At 71.0% G+C, this 15,846-nt stretch carries 12 protein-coding genes; 4 read left to right on the top strand and 8 right to left on the bottom strand.

What is annotated here, in order from left to right:
- Nucleotides 1-32: 32 nt before the first annotated feature.
- Genes MM440_RS15400 through glf form a run of 5 tightly spaced genes read right to left on the bottom strand, consistent with a single transcriptional unit; the run spans nucleotide 33 to nucleotide 6,921 of the window.
- Nucleotides 33-2,129 carry a DUF6541 family protein gene (locus MM440_RS15400; protein ID WP_241445594.1) on the bottom strand — a complete coding sequence of 699 codons (2,097 nt, stop codon included), beginning with the start codon at nucleotides 2,127-2,129 and terminating at the stop codon, nucleotides 33-35.
- The gene (locus MM440_RS15395; protein WP_241445592.1) at nucleotides 2,126-2,872 is read right to left on the bottom strand and encodes an ABC transporter ATP-binding protein; all 747 of its coding nucleotides are present in this window, start codon (nucleotides 2,870-2,872) and stop codon (nucleotides 2,126-2,128) included. The genes MM440_RS15400 and MM440_RS15395 overlap by 4 nt, the downstream gene beginning before the upstream one ends.
- Entirely contained in the window at nucleotides 2,873-3,763 is an 891-nt protein-coding gene (locus MM440_RS15390; protein WP_241445590.1) for an ABC transporter permease, read from the bottom strand. It abuts the gene before it with no gap.
- A 6-nt stretch (nucleotides 3,764-3,769) separates the two neighbouring features.
- Nucleotides 3,770-5,737 (bottom strand): glycosyltransferase, encoded by a 1,968-nt coding sequence (locus tag MM440_RS15385; RefSeq protein WP_241445581.1) that lies wholly within the window; start codon nucleotides 5,735-5,737, stop codon nucleotides 3,770-3,772.
- Nucleotides 5,734-6,921, bottom strand: coding sequence for a UDP-galactopyranose mutase (glf, locus tag MM440_RS15380; RefSeq protein WP_241445573.1), 1,188 nt, complete (start codon nucleotides 6,919-6,921; stop codon nucleotides 5,734-5,736). Before glf ends, MM440_RS15385 begins: the two co-directional genes overlap by 4 nt.
- Before the next feature lie 125 nt (nucleotides 6,922-7,046).
- Between glf and MM440_RS15375 the strand changes: the two genes are divergently transcribed.
- Nucleotides 7,047-8,540, top strand: coding sequence for a polysaccharide biosynthesis protein (locus tag MM440_RS15375; protein ID WP_241445571.1), 1,494 nt, complete (start codon nucleotides 7,047-7,049; stop codon nucleotides 8,538-8,540).
- Between the two features lie 638 nt (nucleotides 8,541-9,178).
- Here the strand turns inward: MM440_RS15375 and MM440_RS15370 are convergent.
- Entirely contained in the window at nucleotides 9,179-10,384 is a 1,206-nt protein-coding gene (locus MM440_RS15370; RefSeq protein WP_241445569.1) for a hypothetical protein, read from the bottom strand.
- Nucleotides 10,385-10,410: 26 nt separating this feature from the next.
- Nucleotides 10,411-11,556, bottom strand: a complete 1,146-nt coding sequence (locus MM440_RS15365) for a glycosyltransferase family 4 protein (RefSeq protein ID WP_241445560.1) — start codon at nucleotides 11,554-11,556, stop codon at nucleotides 10,411-10,413.
- A 67-nt stretch (nucleotides 11,557-11,623) separates the two neighbouring features.
- On the opposite strand from MM440_RS15365, the gene MM440_RS15360 reads away from it, so the two are divergent.
- Genes MM440_RS15360 through MM440_RS17440 form a run of 3 tightly spaced genes read left to right on the top strand, consistent with a single transcriptional unit; the run spans nucleotide 11,624 to nucleotide 14,029 of the window.
- Entirely contained in the window at nucleotides 11,624-12,307 is a 684-nt protein-coding gene (locus MM440_RS15360; RefSeq protein ID WP_241445558.1) for a glycosyltransferase family 2 protein, read from the top strand.
- On the top strand, nucleotides 12,304-12,756 hold the full coding sequence (locus MM440_RS15355) for a DUF2304 domain-containing protein (protein ID WP_241445556.1): 453 nt from the start codon (nucleotides 12,304-12,306) through the stop codon (nucleotides 12,754-12,756). Before MM440_RS15360 ends, MM440_RS15355 begins: the two co-directional genes overlap by 4 nt.
- Entirely contained in the window at nucleotides 12,749-14,029 is a 1,281-nt protein-coding gene (locus tag MM440_RS17440) for an LCP family protein (RefSeq protein ID WP_241445554.1), read from the top strand. Before MM440_RS15355 ends, MM440_RS17440 begins: the two co-directional genes overlap by 8 nt.
- Nucleotides 14,030-14,031: 2 nt before the next feature.
- On the opposite strand, the gene MM440_RS15345 is transcribed toward MM440_RS17440, so the two are convergent.
- Nucleotides 14,032-15,843, bottom strand: coding sequence for a glycosyltransferase family 2 protein (locus tag MM440_RS15345; protein ID WP_241445552.1), 1,812 nt, complete (start codon nucleotides 15,841-15,843; stop codon nucleotides 14,032-14,034).
- Between the last annotated feature and the right edge of the window lie 3 nt (nucleotides 15,844-15,846).

Below are 15,846 nucleotides of genomic sequence, written 5' to 3'. Positions count from 1 at the left end.
ACCAGCCGAGCCACCACCGACCGGGTGGGGTCCTAGCGCACCGCGCAGGGCTCCACCCGGTACGTCGTCACGGTCCCGTCCTTGGTGATCGGGGTCAGCCCCTTCACGCCGGCGAGGTCGTTCAGCCCCGGGTAGCGCAGGTAGCCCTTGCTGCCCTTGTCGAAGTAGGACGTGTCCTCGACGGCGTAGCCGATGTTGAGGGCCTTGACCGCGGCGCAGACCGCGGGGTCGCTCTGGTAGTCCCGGAACTGTTCGGCGATCAGCTTGAGCTGGGGGTTCAGCGTGTTGTTGAGGTGGCCGAAGATCACCGGTCGGTCCGACAGCACCCCGGCGTAGACCGCCCCACCCCACGGGTTGCCGACGACGGCCTGCTGCGGGTCGGGCTGCTTGGCGAGCGCCTCGTAGTCGGCGCGCTCGTTGCCGGACACCAGGATTCGCCCAGGATCGCCGATGTAGCGCGCCGCGATGTAGGTGCGGGCGTGCCGCAGCGCGCTCGGCAGCGGCACGAGCACGGCGACCAGCAGCAGCGCCAGACCGGTGGTGAGTGCGGGGCGACCGAGCAGCGACCGCACCGCCCGCGCGGCTGGCGCCAGAGCGGGCAGCGGGCGGTCCAGCCACCCGCGCGCCCACGGCACGAAGGCGTCGTGCATCCGCAGCAGCCCGATCGCGAAGAGCGGGGCGGCGGTGATCGGCAGCAGCGCGGCGAGCCGGAACCGGTCGTTGTACCAGAAGCCGGTGAGGTCCTGGGAGAGCGGCGAGTCCTCCGCGGAGGCGAGCAGGAACAACCACCCGATCAAGGCGTGCGTGACCGGGAGCCACCACAGCCGGGGGCTGCGCAGGGCGACCAGGGCGCCGAACGCGGCGACGAGGCCGACGACGAGCGAGGGCGGGGTGTCGACGCCAAGCGAGATGGCCTGGCCGAGCGCCTGCGGCATGGACTGGACGGCGGGCCAGTTGAACTTCTTGACGGCCGCGACCGCCGGGTAGCCGGACAGCAGGGCGAACGCGGCCCGCGAGCCGAGCACCGCGACCACGACGACAACCGGGATGGCGACCAGGCCGGCCACGCCGCGCCCGGCGAGCCAGCGGCAGAGCCGGGCCAGCAGGTGCACCGCGAGGACCAGGCAGAGCGCCACCGACGCGAAGTTGGTGCCCGGGTGGGCGTAGTAGAGCCCGAGCTGGCTGACCAGCACGACCCACAGCGCCACGACCCAGCCCACCCGCGCGCCGGGGTCGCGCACCGCCACGCCGTAGACCAGGGCCACCACCGCGGGCAGCACGGCGATGCCGAGGGCGTTGGGCCACAGCACCCCGAAGCTGAGCAGCATGTAGGGGAAGGCCACCACCACGGCGCCGGCGAACAGCGTGTAGGCGAGCCCCGCGCGCCGCGAGTGCAGCAGCACGGCGGCGAGCAGACCGAGCGAGAGGGGCCAGACGACGGCGGCCGTCACGAGCGCGACGACGTTGGCGGCGGTGATGGCATCGACACCGGTGTAGATCACCAGCAGCGCGCCGATGTCGTGGAACGCGGGCGGGTAGAACCCGGGCGCGACTGTGTTGGAGACCGACGCGATCGTCGCCGGGTCGGCCCGGCGCAGCTCGGCCACCCGCTCGATGGCGTTGACGTGGAAGGGTGCGTCGAAGGTCTGCTGGATGTTGTCGGGGTAGCTCATGCCCGCCATCACCACGGCGGCGACGACGAGCGCGCACAGGCCGGTGCAGGCGAGGAAGAACACGACGTCGCCGCGGCCCCACGCGAGGAACGGCGAGCTGACCGGCGTGGTCGAGCTGACCGACCCGGTCGAGGCGCCCGACGTGGTCGAGCTGACCGACGCGGGCGACCGGCGACCGGCGAGCCTGCCGGTGACCAGCCGGGCTACGAGCAGCGGACCGGCGACCACGACGACGGCGAGCACGAGCCCGACCAGCAGCGGCACGATCCCCCACGAGAGGTGCCACTTGGTGGCGGCGAAGATCGCCAGACCCAGTGTCATCAAGGACAGCAGCGGCGCTGCGCCACAGGCGATCTCACGGCGCAGCCCGGCCAGCAGCCCGACGAGCAGGCCAGGGACCAGCAGCACCAGCACGCACACCAGGATGGCCGGCAGCACGCCGAGCCAGGCGGTCATCGCTCACCGCGCAGGTGGGCGACCGCGCCGACGATGTCGCCGTCGAACTCCTTGTGCCCCTTGTTCAGGACCACGCCGCGCTGGCAGACGCGTTGCACCATGTCCAGGTCGTGCGTGACGACGACGAGCGTCTGCCCCTGGGCTCGCAGCTCCTGGACCCGCTCGATGCACTTGCGCTGGAACGGCTCGTCCCCGACGGCGAGGATCTCGTCGATCAGGAAGATGTCCGGCTCGGAGTGCGCGGCGACGGCGAATGCGAGCCGCAGGAACATGCCCGAGCTGTAGAACTTGACCTCGGTGTCGATGAACTTCTCGATCTCGGAGAAGGCGACGATCTGGTCGAACTTGGCGTCGATCTCCTTCTCGCTCATGCCGAGGATCGACCCGTTGAGGTAGACGTTCTCGCGGCCGGTGAGGTCGGGGTGGAAGCCGGCGCCGACCTCGATCAGGCCGGCGATCCGGCCGCGGATCCCGATCGTGCCGCTGTCGGGCAGCATGACGCCGGACAGCAGCTTGAGCATGGTCGACTTGCCCGACCCGTTGAAGCCGAGCAGCCCGACCGACTCCCCCCGGCGGATCTGCATCGACACGTCGTCGAGCGCCAGGAAGGTCTCGGCCAGCTCACCCTTGCGACCGCGCACCGTCCACATCGCCCACTCCTTGAGCGAGTGGGAGTGGCGCAAGGTGAAGCGCTTGTCGACGTGCTCGACGTCGACGACCGTGAGGTCGGTGGCAGTGCTCACTCACAGCTCCTGGGCGAAACGCGACTCGAAGGAACGGAAGACCAGCTGGCCGATCACCACCACGACCATCGCGATCGCGAGGCCGGTGGCGCCCCACCAGATCCAGTGCGGGGGCATCAGCGTGGCGGCGTTGGCGCCGTCCGGCACCACCCCGCGGGTCGGCACCCAGAACGCGTAGTGCGCGAGCTCGACGGCCGCGGTCAGCGGGTTGAGCTGGTAGACCGTCCACAGCCAGCCGGGGACCACGTCGTGGACCTTCTGCCAGGTGTAGAGCACCGGCGACATCCAGGTGGCGACCATGACGATCAGGTCGACGAAGTTCTCGGCGTCGCGGAACAGCACGTTCAGCGAGCCGAAGATCAGCCCGAGCCCGAGCGCCAGCAGCCCGATGATGGTGATCGCGCCGAGGCCGGCGAGCAGGTTGAGCGGCCCGGGACGCCAGCCGAGGAACAGCGCGCCCACGATCAGCACGAGCAGCTGCGGCACGAAGTGGATGAACGCGACCCACACGCTGGCGACCGGGAACAGCTCACGCGGCAGGTAGATCTTCTTGACCAGGTCGGCGTTCCAGACGATGGATTTCGTGGTGTTGCCGAAGATCTCGTTGAAGAAGTTCACCATCACGATGCCGGAGAACATATAGATCACGTAGTTGTGGATGCTGTCCTCGAGCCGCAGGAACTTCCCGAGCGCGAGGTAGAACACGATGATCTGGACGGCCGGCTTGACGTAGCTCCAGAGCAGCCCGAGCGCGGAGCCGCGGTAGCGGACCCGCAGCTCCTTGCGCACGAGCAGGGACAGCAGGAACCGCCAGCGCGGGATCTCCAGCAACCCGGCCGAGCGGCCGGGTTGCTTCAGCGGCTCGTCGGCCAGCTCGCTCGAGGGCAGCACGGGCGATCAGTGCTGATCGGGCGCGTCGCCGCGCTCGATGCCGAAGGTCTTCTCCCAGGCCTCGAAGGAGGTGATCCGGGGCAACGCCTCCTGGTAGGTCTCGCGCAGGCTCTTCCACTCGGCGAGCAGCCGGGCGTGGTTGAGGCTCGACTGCATCAGCATGGAGCGCATCTGCTCCGGCCGGCGGCGGTACCACGCGATGCCCGTGCCCTCGGCGTTGGTGACGAGCGCCGAGTCGTGCTGGGCGACGTTCCACCACTTGTTGTCCTTGTGCGCGACCTGCGTCTGCGGGTTGTCGTAGGCACCCGGGCGCAGCGGCCGGAACTGACGCGCCACGGCCTTGAGACCCTCGAGCGCGACGGTGCCGGGGCCCGGCTGCTCGACCTTGCGCGGGCGACGCGGCTTGGGCGAGCGGACCATCGGGTACTGGTCGAACTCGGGCTTGAGGACCGAGTCGTCGTGGTTGGCCGCGTCGGCGCGCAGCTCCCCCAGCCGCTTCGGCAGGATCTCGTGCAGCCGGTCCGGCCCGGCGAGCAGGTCCTCCTGGGCCTTCAGCCGACCGGTCATCGTGTAGTACTGCATCGACACGAGGTGCTTGAGGTCGTTCAGCTCGGAGTTGCGCAGCACGTCACCGCCGTGCGGGAAGCGCGAGTGCATGAGCGCGGTCATGATCCGGTTGCGCTCGTGGAAGTAGGCCTGCCAGCCGACCAGGTCGTCCTTGTCCAGCCAGGACACGTGCCAGACGGCCGCGCCCGGCAGGGAGACCGTGGGGTAGCCCGCCTCCTTGGCGCGCAGGCCGTACTCGGAGTCGTCCCACTTGATGAAGATCGGCAGCGACAGGCCGATCTCCTTGATGACCTTGGTGGGGATCAGACACATCCACCAGCCGTTGTAGTCGACGTCGACCCGCTGGTGCAGCCAGGGCGTCTCGCGCAGCCCCCGGCGGTTGAAGTCGTGCCCGAGGATCTGGTTGGCGGCAGGCAGCGCCGGCTGCCAGCGGTAGGGCTCTACGATCTCGCCGAAGGTGTGCAGGGCGGAGCGGTTGAGCAGGTCGAACATGTGCCCACCGACGAGCGTGGGCTTGCGGCACATGTCGGCGAACGCCGTGAGCCGGATGATGCTCTCGGGCTCGAGGTTGATGTCGTCGTCCAACAGGATCACGTAGTCGCTGCGGCCCTGCGTGACCGCTTCGTACTGCCCGCGGGCGAAGCCGCCGGAGCCGCCGAGGTTCGGCTGGTTGATGACCCGCAGCTGGTCGCCCAGCTCGGCCGCGACCGCCTCGAAGCCGTCCTCCGCCTCGACCTTCTGGTTGCCCTGGTCGACGATGATCAGCTCGTCGAGGACGCTGCGCAGGTCGGCGTCACCAGCCACCGCACCGATGGTGCGCACGCAGTAGTCGGGGCGGTTGAACGTCGTGACCGCCAACGTGGTGCGGCCGAACGGCTGGTCGCCGGCGAGGACGGACCAGTCGGCGCCGTCGAGCACGAGCGCCTCGGTGCCCGCCACCAGGTCGAACCAGTACCACCCGCCATCGCCGAAGGTCGTGAGCGGCAGGTCGAACGAGTGGACGGTGCCGGCACCGCTCACGCGCACCGACTCGACCCGCTGCCGGTTCCCGCGCGCGTTGGACTTGTAGACGATGAGGTTGCCGTCGCCGCTCGTGCGGACCGTGAGCCGCACGTGGTCCGCGACGGTCCAGCGGCGCCAGTAGCTCGCCGGGAACGCGTTGAAGTACGAGCCCAACGACATCCGTCGGCCCGCGCGGACCTTGACGCTGTGCCGGCCGAGGACGTCGTCGGGGTGGATCGACCCCTGGCCGTCCTTCTTGACGAAGTCGATGTAGAGGCCGAGGACGTCGAGGTCGCCGTCCAGCGGGAACATCACGCGGGACGCGACGCGGTAGCCGTCCTCGTCGACGCGGGTCGCGATCGACTCGCGCTGCGGCGCGACCTGCTCGGTCACCTCGGTGCTCATGCGTCCACTCCTCCACTCTCCAGCGTCTGGCCGCCCTCGAAGTGCGGGGCCAGCTTGTTGTCGACCATGCTCAGCGCGGCGCCGATGGCCATGTGCATGTCGAAGTACTTGTAGGTGCCGAGTCGGCCACCGAACAGCACGCCCTCCTCGGCCGCGCCGAGGTCGCGGTAGGTCAGCAGCTGCTGCCGGTCCTCGGGCGTGTTGACCGGGTAGTACGGCTCGTCACCGGTCTCGGCGAAGCGAGAGTACTCGCGGTGGATGATCGTCTTGTCCTTGGCCATCTCCCGCTCGGGGTGGAAGTGGCGGAACTCGAGGATGCGGGTGAACGGCACGTCGGCGTCCGGGTAGTTCATCACCGGGCAGCCCTGGAAGTCGCCGATGTCGAGGCGCTGCTCCTCCAGGTCGATGGTGCGCCAGCCGAGCCGGCCCGCCTCGTAGTCGAAGTAGCGGTCGACCGGCCCGGTGTAGACCACGGGGACGTTGCCGACGACGCTCGCCTTGTTGACCGGCTGGCTCGTGTCGAAGAAGTCGGTGTCGAGGCGCACCTCGATGTTCTTGTGGTCCGCCATCGTCTGCAGCCACTTCGTGTAGCCGTTGGTCGGCAGACCCTCGTAGGTGTCGTTGAAGTAGCGGTTGTCGTAGGTGAAGCGCACCGGGAGGCGGCTGATGATGTCGGCCGACAGCTTCTCGGGCTCGGTCTGCCACTGCTTCGCGGTGTAGTGCGCGATGAACGCCTCGTAGAGCGGCCGCCCGATGAGGGACACGCCCTTCTCGACGAAGTTCTCGGGGGTCTTGTCGCCCAGCTCGGCCGACTGCTCGCGGATCAGCGCGCGGGCCTCGTCGGGGCTGTAGGCGGAGCGGAAGAACTGGTTGATCGTGCCGAGGTTGATCGGCATCGGGTAGACCTCGCCACCATGGTTCGTGTAGACCCGGTGGACGTAGCTGGTGAACGAGGTGAACCGGTTGACGTAGTCCCAGACCCGCTGGTTCGAGGTGTGGAACAGGTGCGCGCCGTACTTGTGGACCTCGATGCCGGTGGCCGGGTCGATCTCGCTGTAGGCGTTGCCCCCGACGTGGCTGCGCCGGTCGACGATCAGCACCTTCTTGTCGAAGCGCTCCGCGACCTGCTGGGCGACGGTCAGCCCGAACAGTCCTGATCCGACGACGACGAGGTCGGCATCCACGATCGGTCCACTCTCCTTGGATGGGGGAAAACTGGCCTCGGGCCAACTTGGTGGACAGGCTACTACCGTGCGAGCGCCCGACCGCGTCCCACGCCGAGGGGTTGCGGCACTACGCTGACCGGACCATGGACTCGCAGGAGACGGCCACGTCGGGGGCTGGTGAGCAGGCCGCCGCGGCAGCCGGGCCAGGCGCCGGCGCGCAGACCGATGGGCAGGCCGCTGCGGCAGCAGCGAGCCGGGGGGTCTTCGGGCGTGGGGCGATCTACGCGCTCGGCACGGCCGGCCCCATCCTCGCCAACACGCTCGTCACGCCGGCACTGACCCGCGTCTTCGCGACCGAGCCCGCCCAGATGGGACTCGTGGTCCAGGCGCTCGTCGTCCTGCAGGTGACCATGATGGTCGCGAGCCTCGGGATGCCGTCGGTCATCACCCGCACCGGGCTCGCCACGGCCGCCGGCCCGGCAGGCGCGCGAGCCCTGCTGCTGCGCGGCTCGGCACTTGGCCTCGGGGTGGCACTCCTCGGCGCTGCGACGGCCCCGCTCTGGGGCGCCGCCCTCGACCCCGACGTGCGGTCGGCGGCCGTCGTCGCCCTGCTCGCCGGTGGCTGCTTCGTCGCCGTCGAGGACGCCCAGGCGATGCTGCGGGTGCTCGATCGACCGTTCGCCTTCGTGCAGGTCTCGGTGCTCGCGACGCTCGGCGGGCCCGTCCTCGGGCTGGTGCTGCTGCTGGTCCGCGAACGCACCGCCACGGTCTACCTCGTGGGGGTGCTGCTCGGCTACGCCCTCGCCGGGTTGGTGGGGCTCGGGCTCTGCCTGCGCGGAGCCGAGCGGTCGCTCGAGCCCGGCGCGTTCGCCGCGGCCCTGCGGATGGGACTGCCGATCCTGCCGCACCTGGTGGCGCTCTACTGCACGAGCTACGGGCTGCTGTTCGTCGCCTCGGGCCTCGCGGGACGGGCGGCGGCGGCGCTGCTCAGCCCGGCGCTGCTGCTCGGCGCGGCCCCCGGCGTGGTGACCTCGTCGCTCAACAACTCGTGGGCGCCCACGGTCTACGCCGCGGATCCGGCGCACCGCGCGGCCGTCCTGGAGCGCACCACCGTAGACATCGGCTCGCTCACCGCGACCGTCGCCGGCGGCGTCGCCGTGCTCGCGCCCTGGTTGCTGCAGCTGTTCGCCCCCGCGACCTACCGCCCGGTGCACTTCACGGCGTCGGCCGCGATCGCCGCGTTCGGCACCGTGCTCGCCATCGGGTATCTCGCGAACGCCCATCTGGTGTTCCTCTCCGGGCGCACGCTCGGCCTCGCCCTCGTCACTCCCCTGTCGCTCGGGATCGGCGTTCTCGGGGCCGCACTGCTCGGCTCGCTGGACCTGCGACTCGTGGCCGCGGGCTACCCCCTCGCCTACCTGGCCCAGCTCGTGGGCGTCGCGCTGCTGCGTCGCCGGGTCAGCGAGATCCGTTGGCACGAGCGGGTCCTCGCTCGACCCTTCGCCATCGGGGCGGTCGGCTGCGCGCTCGGTGCGCTGCTGCCCACGAGCGGCGTGCTGCAGTGGACCCGGCTGCTCGTCGCCGTCGCGCTCGGCCTGCTCGCCCTGCACGTCCTGCGGCGGGTGCTGGGTCGCTGAGGGCCGTGGCTGGGTCGGTGGGTCTACGTCCGTAGGTCAGCGGGAGGTCTACGCGATCGGCGCCGTGCGCCTCGGACGGATTCGCGGGCGTTTGAACGGTCACAACGGGTGGATCTGGCCATGGATCCGTCCGGGAGGTACGCCGCGGGGCGGTTGGTCGGCCACCGGGGACGTGGGATGGCCCGGGCCGGGTGGATCTGCGCAGGATCCCGTGACCTGCGCAGGGTCGGGAGGGCGGCGTCTCACGCGTTCGTGCGCAGATCCCCGTTTCCCGCGCAGCTGCCGTGCGCCTCGGCCGGATCCACGGGAGTTTGAACGGTCAAAGCGGGTAGATCGGGCCATAAATCCGTCCGAGCGGTACGCCGAGCGGTACGCGGGGAGCCGTGATGAGGGCGCCAACCACCACGACCCCGTAGACCTTGGGCCGCACCCGAGGGCGGCTCGCCTGCCGATCGGGTCGCGGGATGGTCGAGGCGTGGTCGAGGTGTGGTCGAGGCGTGGATCTGCGCAGGATGCCGTGACCTGCGCACGACCCCGTGAGGTGCGCAGGGTCGGGAGGGCGGCCTCTCACGCGTTCCTGCGCAGATCCCCATTCCTGCGCCGCTGCGGAGTTTTCGGGCCCACCGCAGGGCGCCAGGTCAGGCGGGCGGCCGCAGCCAGGGCACGGGCTCGCCCGCCCAGGTCGAGCGGGGCAGCTGCCGCGGCAGGTGCGACAGCGGGTGGCGCAGGAACGAGAGCGGGCTCGGCTGCGCGGCCAACGAGGAGTGCCCGTCAGCCGACTCAACACCTGCCGCGCTACCGGACCCGACTCCTGACGCGCTACCCGACTCAACCTCTGACGGGCCACCAGACTGAACCCCACACTCGACACCAGCCTCGCCACCCACGCCCGCCGGCTCCACCTGGTGAGCGCCGGCGCTACGTCGACGCAGCCCGAGAACGGTCGCGGCCTTCTGCAGCGGCGCGCCGAGCCAGTAGTCGAACGCCGGGCGCGCCGAGAAGGCACCCTCCCAGCCGAGCAGCCGCCGCAGCTCCTCGGGCTCGCGGACGTGCTGCGCGCCCAGCTCGGCGTCGGCTACCGCGCGGACGGCGTCGACGTCCGGGCTGGTGGTGTGCACCTCGGGCCACAGCCGCTCGAGCCGCTCGACGACGTCCGGGGACTCCCCCGCCATCAGGGCCCGGGGACCGTGGACGCAGGAGGGCACGCCCAGCGACGCGGCGTACCACACCGACGTGGACAGCCGGTTCGAAACGACCCGCGACGCCCCGCCGAGGCCGGTGAGCAGACGCGGCAGGAAGAGCGGGTCGAACCGCCCGCCGGCCGACACGACCTCGTGCCCGGCCGCGGCCCAGGCGCGCACCACCTCGGGGCGCGCCAGGTCCTCGTGGTGCAGGCAGACCAGCGACGAGCCCTCGGTGTCGGCGTAGTAGCGGGCGAGCTCACCGTGATCGGTCTGCACCGACAGCACGTGGGTGCCGTGCATCGGCATGATCACCGGCCGGGCGTCAGCGACCGTCGTGGGACGGGGGATGTGAACCCCCGAGGGTCCCGGACCCGCGCCGGACGCCACCGCCACGGCGTAGAGCCAGGGCGCGCCGATGGGGGTCGTGGGCCGGGTCGGGCGGGGGTCGGGGCTCCAGGCGCGCGACTCGTGCGTCCACACGAGCAGGCGTCGGCCGTCACCGGCCGCGCCGACGTCGGGGAAGTCGCCGAAGTTGACCTGCAGCGGTGAGCGCCCCACCCAGCCGTGCTGCAGCAGACCGGCCAGGTGACGCGCCCGCGGCAACCCCGCAGCCTGCGCGAGCAGGGCGCTGTGACCGTAGAAGTGGTTCTGGATGTCCATCGTGCTCCTGACCGTGGCGCGCCGGCTCAGCGGGTGCGCAAGGCCCGCACGTGCTCGAGGTAGGCGTCCGCGACATGATCCCAGTCCCACCGGGCCAGGTCGTCGTGCACCACCTCCGGGGGCGGGCTCGCCAGCAGGGCGAGCACGCTCTGCGTCAGCCCGGCCTCGTCCCCCTGGGGGACGCTGGTCAGGTCGACGCACCCGGCGTGGCCCAGCTCGTCCACGCCGCCCACCGCGTAGCTCGCGACCGACGCCCCGGCGGCCGCCGCCTCGACGAGGGTGAGCTGGAAGCCCTCGGCCGCCAGCGTCGGGTTGACGAAGACCGCGCCGCTCAGCGCGGGAGCCATCTGCGCCGCGGTCGCGTGCCCGTGGAAGACCACGTCGGCGATGCCGCGGGTCGTCACCTCGCGCTGGGCCGCTTCCTCGTCCGGCCCAGCGCCGAAGACGTGCGCCGTCCCCGGGTGACCGGCCCCCCGGGCCGCCTCGACGACGTCGAGGAAGGTGCGCCACCCCTTCTCGGGGACCAGCCGGCCGACGAACACCAGAGCACGCGGACCCGCCGGGGCGCGCACCCCTCTCGGCCGCTCCCAGGACGCCAGGTCGACGCCGTTGTTCAGCACGTGGGCGGACACGCCGCTGAGCCGCTCCACGAACGCCGCCGAGCGCTCGGACACCGCGAGGACCCGATCGGCACCGCGCAGGACCGCGCGACCCATCGTGAGGTCTACGGCGAGGCTGGTGGCGCGATAGGGCGCGGAGGCCGTGATGACCGAGCCGCCGCCGTGCTCGGTGTGCAGGGTCGGGATGTTGAGGCGGCGGCCGAGCCGCACCCCGAGATAGCTCATCGGGAAGAAGCGGGTGTGCGTCGCGATCGCCGTCACCGGCGGTCCGCCGAGCAGGTCGCCGTCGCGCACCAGCCGCTCGATGCGGCCCCAGTCGCCGGGGTGCGGCACCCCCAGGACCTCGCGCACGTCCAGGTGCCGCTGCAGGGCGAGGACCTGCACCCCGTCGACGAGCTGGGGCGGCTCGGGGTCGCCGAGATAGATCGCCGTCGTCCGTAGACCGCGCTCCACCAACCGGGGCAGCAGCGCCTTGAGGTGCTCCTGAACGCCTCCGGCGTTCTGGTGCAGGTTCGTCGTCACGACAAGCAGGTGGGGTGCCGCTGCGCTCATCCACCTACCCTTCGCCGCAGGCGCGCCCTACGCGTGCCCTGTTCCGTTAGCCCGTATCGTGTCACGGGTGAACGAGAACGTGTGGCTGGTGGTGCCGCTCTACAACGAGGCAACGGTCATCGGCGACGTCGTCCGCCACGCGCGAGCCACGTTCCCCAACGTCGTCTGCGTCGACGACGGGTCCCGCGACGCATCCGCAGCCGAGGCGCTGGCGGCCGGTGCGCACCTGGTGCAGCACCCGGTCAACCTCGGGCAGGGCGCCGCGCTGCAGACCGGCTTCGAGTTCGCGCTCGCCGACCCGCGCATGGAGTACGTCGTCACCTTCGACGCCGACGGCCAGCACCAGATCGACGACGTCCTGGTCATGCTCGACCAGCTGCGCCGCAACGACCTCGACCTGGTCATCGGCTCCCGCTTCCTCGACGAGCGCACCCAGCCGTCCCGGCTGAAGAAGCTCGTGCTGCGCCTCGCCGTCGCCTACACCAACGCCACGACGCACACCCGGCTCACCGACGCGCACAACGGTCTACGCGTGCTGAGCCGGCCGGTGGTCGAGCGGGTCGACATCACCCAGAACCGCATGGCGCACGCCTCCGAGCTGGTCGCCCAGTTCGGTGAGATGCGGCTGGATGGTCGGCCGCTGCGCTACGAGGAGGCACCGGTCCACATCCTCTACACCGACTACTCGATGTCCAAGGGTCAGTCGCTGTGGAACTCCGTCAACATCCTCGTGGAGCTGATGCTGCGATGAAGCTCTTGATCCAGGCCTTCCTGGTCGCCGCCGTCATGGTCGTCGTCTATCGCCTGATCACCGTGCGCGGTGCCCGCACCCAGGCGCTGCGCCGCCTCGGCATGGCGCTCTTCGGGATCGTCGCGATCTTCTCCGTGCTCGTCCCCAACACCTGGACCCACCTCGCCAACCTCGTGGGCGTCGGCCGTGGCGCCGACATGGTGCTCTACATCCTCGTGGTCGCGTTCCTCGGCTACGCGATGAACTCCTACCTGAAGTTCCGCGACATGGAGACGCGCTACACGAGGCTGGCGCGGCGCATCGCGCTCGACGAATCCCTGCGTCGCTACCCGGAACTCACCTCTCGCTGGTCCACAATGGAGGCGCCCACCGAGCCGGGGAGGCAGGCCCAGGACCGCTCCACGCTCACCGACCCCGACGACGAAGGCACCTCGACCCATCGTGACTGACGACCCGTCCCGCGACCACGAGGACCACGACGAGCACGAGCCCTACGTCATCGACACCCGTGCCCCGGCCGGCCGCTGGACCGAGAGCACCCGCCGCCGCGACCAGTCCCGGGCCCGTTCCGCCGCCACCGGCCCCGCCCGTGCGGCCAGTCCGGCGGACGGCGCACGCCCCGTGCGCGACCAGCGCGACGCCGACCCGGACCTGCACCGCAGCGAGCACGACGCGCCCGCACGGCCGGTGTCCGGTGGCGCGACCCGCGCTCCCCGTCCCCCACGCTCCCGCCGCCCGCGCGGCCGTCGGCACTGGCTGCGCTGGATCGCGGTGCTGGTAGCCCTCTGGCTCGCCTTCCTCGTGTGGGCTCCGATCGACGCGTGGAACAAGGTGACTCGGGTCGACGCGACGCCCACCGACGACCGCCCCACCAACGCCGGTGGCCACAACTACCTGCTCGTCGGCTCGGACTCGCGCGCGGGCCTGACCGACGCGCAGAAGCAGGACCTGTCCACGGGCTCCGACGAGGGCGCGCGCACCGACTCGATCATCCTGGTGCACGTCCCCGGCAACGGCGGCAAGGCCGTCATGATGTCGATCCCCCGGGACAGCTGGGTGTCCATCCCGGGGCACCGCAAGAACAAGATCAACGCGTCCTTCTCGATCAACGCCACACCGACCCAGGGCAACGCCAAGCTGCTGGTCGACACCGTCGAGCAGAACACCGGCGTCCGGATCGACGACTACGTCGAGATCGGCTTCGCCGGGTTCGCGTCCGTCGTCGACTCGCTCGGCGGCGTCACGATCGACGTGCCGTTCGACATGAACGACTGGCGCGCGGGCATCAACCTCAAGAAGGGCACCCAGACGCTCAACGGCGCCAACGCCCTCGGCTTCGTGCGCGCACGCTACTCCGACCCGCGCGGCGACATCGGTCGCGCCGAGCGCCAGCGTCAGTTCCTCTCGGCGATCATGAGCAAGGCGCTCAGCCCCGCGACCGTCCTGCTCCCCTGGCGCTACTGGTCGTTCACCCATGCGGCGAGCAGCGGGCTGACGATCGGCCAGGACGCGTCGATGATGGACATGGTCACCCTGCTGCGCACGATGAAGGGCACCAGCTCCGGCTCGACCCTGTCGACGGTCGTCCCGATCGAGACCGAGTCTTACTCGACCTACGCCGGCACGGCCGTGAAGTGGGACTCGACCAAGGCCAAGGCGATCTTCGACAAGATCAGCAACGACGAGCCCATCGAGGCGTCCGACCTGGTGAAGACCGGCTGACCTCAGCCGGATTCGCGCTCGCCCCGGCGGTCTGCACGCCGCTCGCCCCGGGTCGCGAGCAGGGCCCGGTAGGCGTTCTTGCGCAACGACTCCGGCACCAGCCGGTAGACCCCCCGCACCGTGAGGTTGCGCGCCTGCTGGCCCGCGGTGGTGAAGCCGATCTCGCGGAACGCCCGCTGCAGGCGCCACTCGGTCGCGAGCATCCCGGTGCCACCGCGCCGGGCGTAGGCGCCCTGGCCGACCCGGTAGAGCAGCAGCGGCTCGGCGACGTTGGCCACCTGCGCACCGGCCAGGATCATCTTGGCGAACAGCAGGTAGTCCTCCATGTTGGCCAGGTCGGTGTAGCCACCGACCGCCTGGACCAGGGTCTTGCGGTAGACGACGGTGGGGTGGTTGAACGGCTGGGCGAAGCGGCTGGTCGCCCGGATCTGCTCGGGAGTGAGGGGTGGCACCCGCCGGCCGACGATGTCGTGCCGGTCGGCGCCCATCTCGAGCATCGCCGAGCTGACCAGGTCGCACCCCTGCTCGAGCAGCGGCACCTGCCGGGCGAACCGTTGCGGCAGCGTGATGTCGTCGGCGTCCATGCGGGCGACGATGTCGTGCTCGCACGCGGCCAGCCCGGCCTGCAGCGCGGGGCCGAGCCCCACGTTGGCCGGCAGCGGGACGAGCGTGACGGGCACCGACGAGGCGGCGGCCAGCTCGTCGACCGTCGTCCGCAGGGCGTCCGGGAGCGGCCCGTCGAGCACCAGCACCAGCTGGGCCGGCCGACGCGTCTGCTCGTCGGTGACCGAGCGCACCGCGTCGGCGAGCAGCCCCGGGTCGTCCTTGGCGTAGCAGCTGAGCAGCACCGAGAAGTCCTCGCGCCGGGCGCTCGGGTCCTCCAGCGGCGTGTCGCCGTCGACCGGCCGGGTTACCTCGGCGATCAACGCCTCGGTCGAGCGCGGGCCGGCGATCAGCGCGTCCTTGGCCCCGCGCAGCAGCTCGCGGCCCAGCGTGGACCGGTCCGTCGAGTGCGCGAACGTGCGGCCCCAGCGCAGCAGCGTCGAGCCGCCGTAGACGAGCTTCTCCTTCGGCGACAGCGAGCGCGAGCGCCCGAAGACCCAGCCCTTGTTGCGGACCTCGTAGTAGAACCGCTTGCCCGGGTCGGCGTCCGACGAGCCGAAGGTCTTGGTCTTGTGCACGACGACGGACGCCGGGCAGTAGAGCCCGTGGCCGCCCTTGACGAGCCGCGCGGAGTATTCGAAGTCGTCGTTCCACAAGAAGTAGTCGGCGACCGGCAGGCCCCGGTCCTGCACGACGGCAGCGTCGACGAGGATCGAGACGAACGACGCGGTGCGCACCGGGATGCACCCGATCGCCGCGGCGGCGTCCTTCTCCTGCTGTGTCGCAAAGGGATTCGCTCGGGGCGTGTTCATGGGGTGGTCGCGGCCGTCGGTCCACACGACCTTGCTCGCGACGAGCGCCGGTGTGCCGAGCGAGAACTCGTCTCGTGCCGCGACGAGCGCCGCGAGCGCCGTGGGGGTCGGGACGGTGTCGTCGTCCATCAACCAGACGGCGTCGCAGCCGAGCGCGAGGGCCCGCTGCAGCCCGATCGCGAATCCGCCTGCGCCACCGGTGTTTCGGCTCGAGGTGACGACGTCGATGCCCTCGGCGACGGCCAGGTCCTCGGCGGTGCCGTCGGTCGAGGCGTTGTCGACGACCACGAGGTGCGCCAGCGGGTAGGTCTGGGCCTGCAGCGCAGCGATGGACTCGGCCAGCAGCTGACGACGGTTCCAGGTGACGAGGACGGCCGCGACGCGCGGGGACCCGGTCATGCG

Origin of the sequence: Arsenicicoccus piscis, assembly GCF_022568835.1 — a bacterium.
Classification (GTDB): domain Bacteria; phylum Actinomycetota; class Actinomycetes; order Actinomycetales; family Dermatophilaceae; genus Arsenicicoccus; species Arsenicicoccus piscis.
Note: the sequence above shows the minus strand (reverse complement) of the source record. Positions and strands in the feature narration are given on the sequence as shown.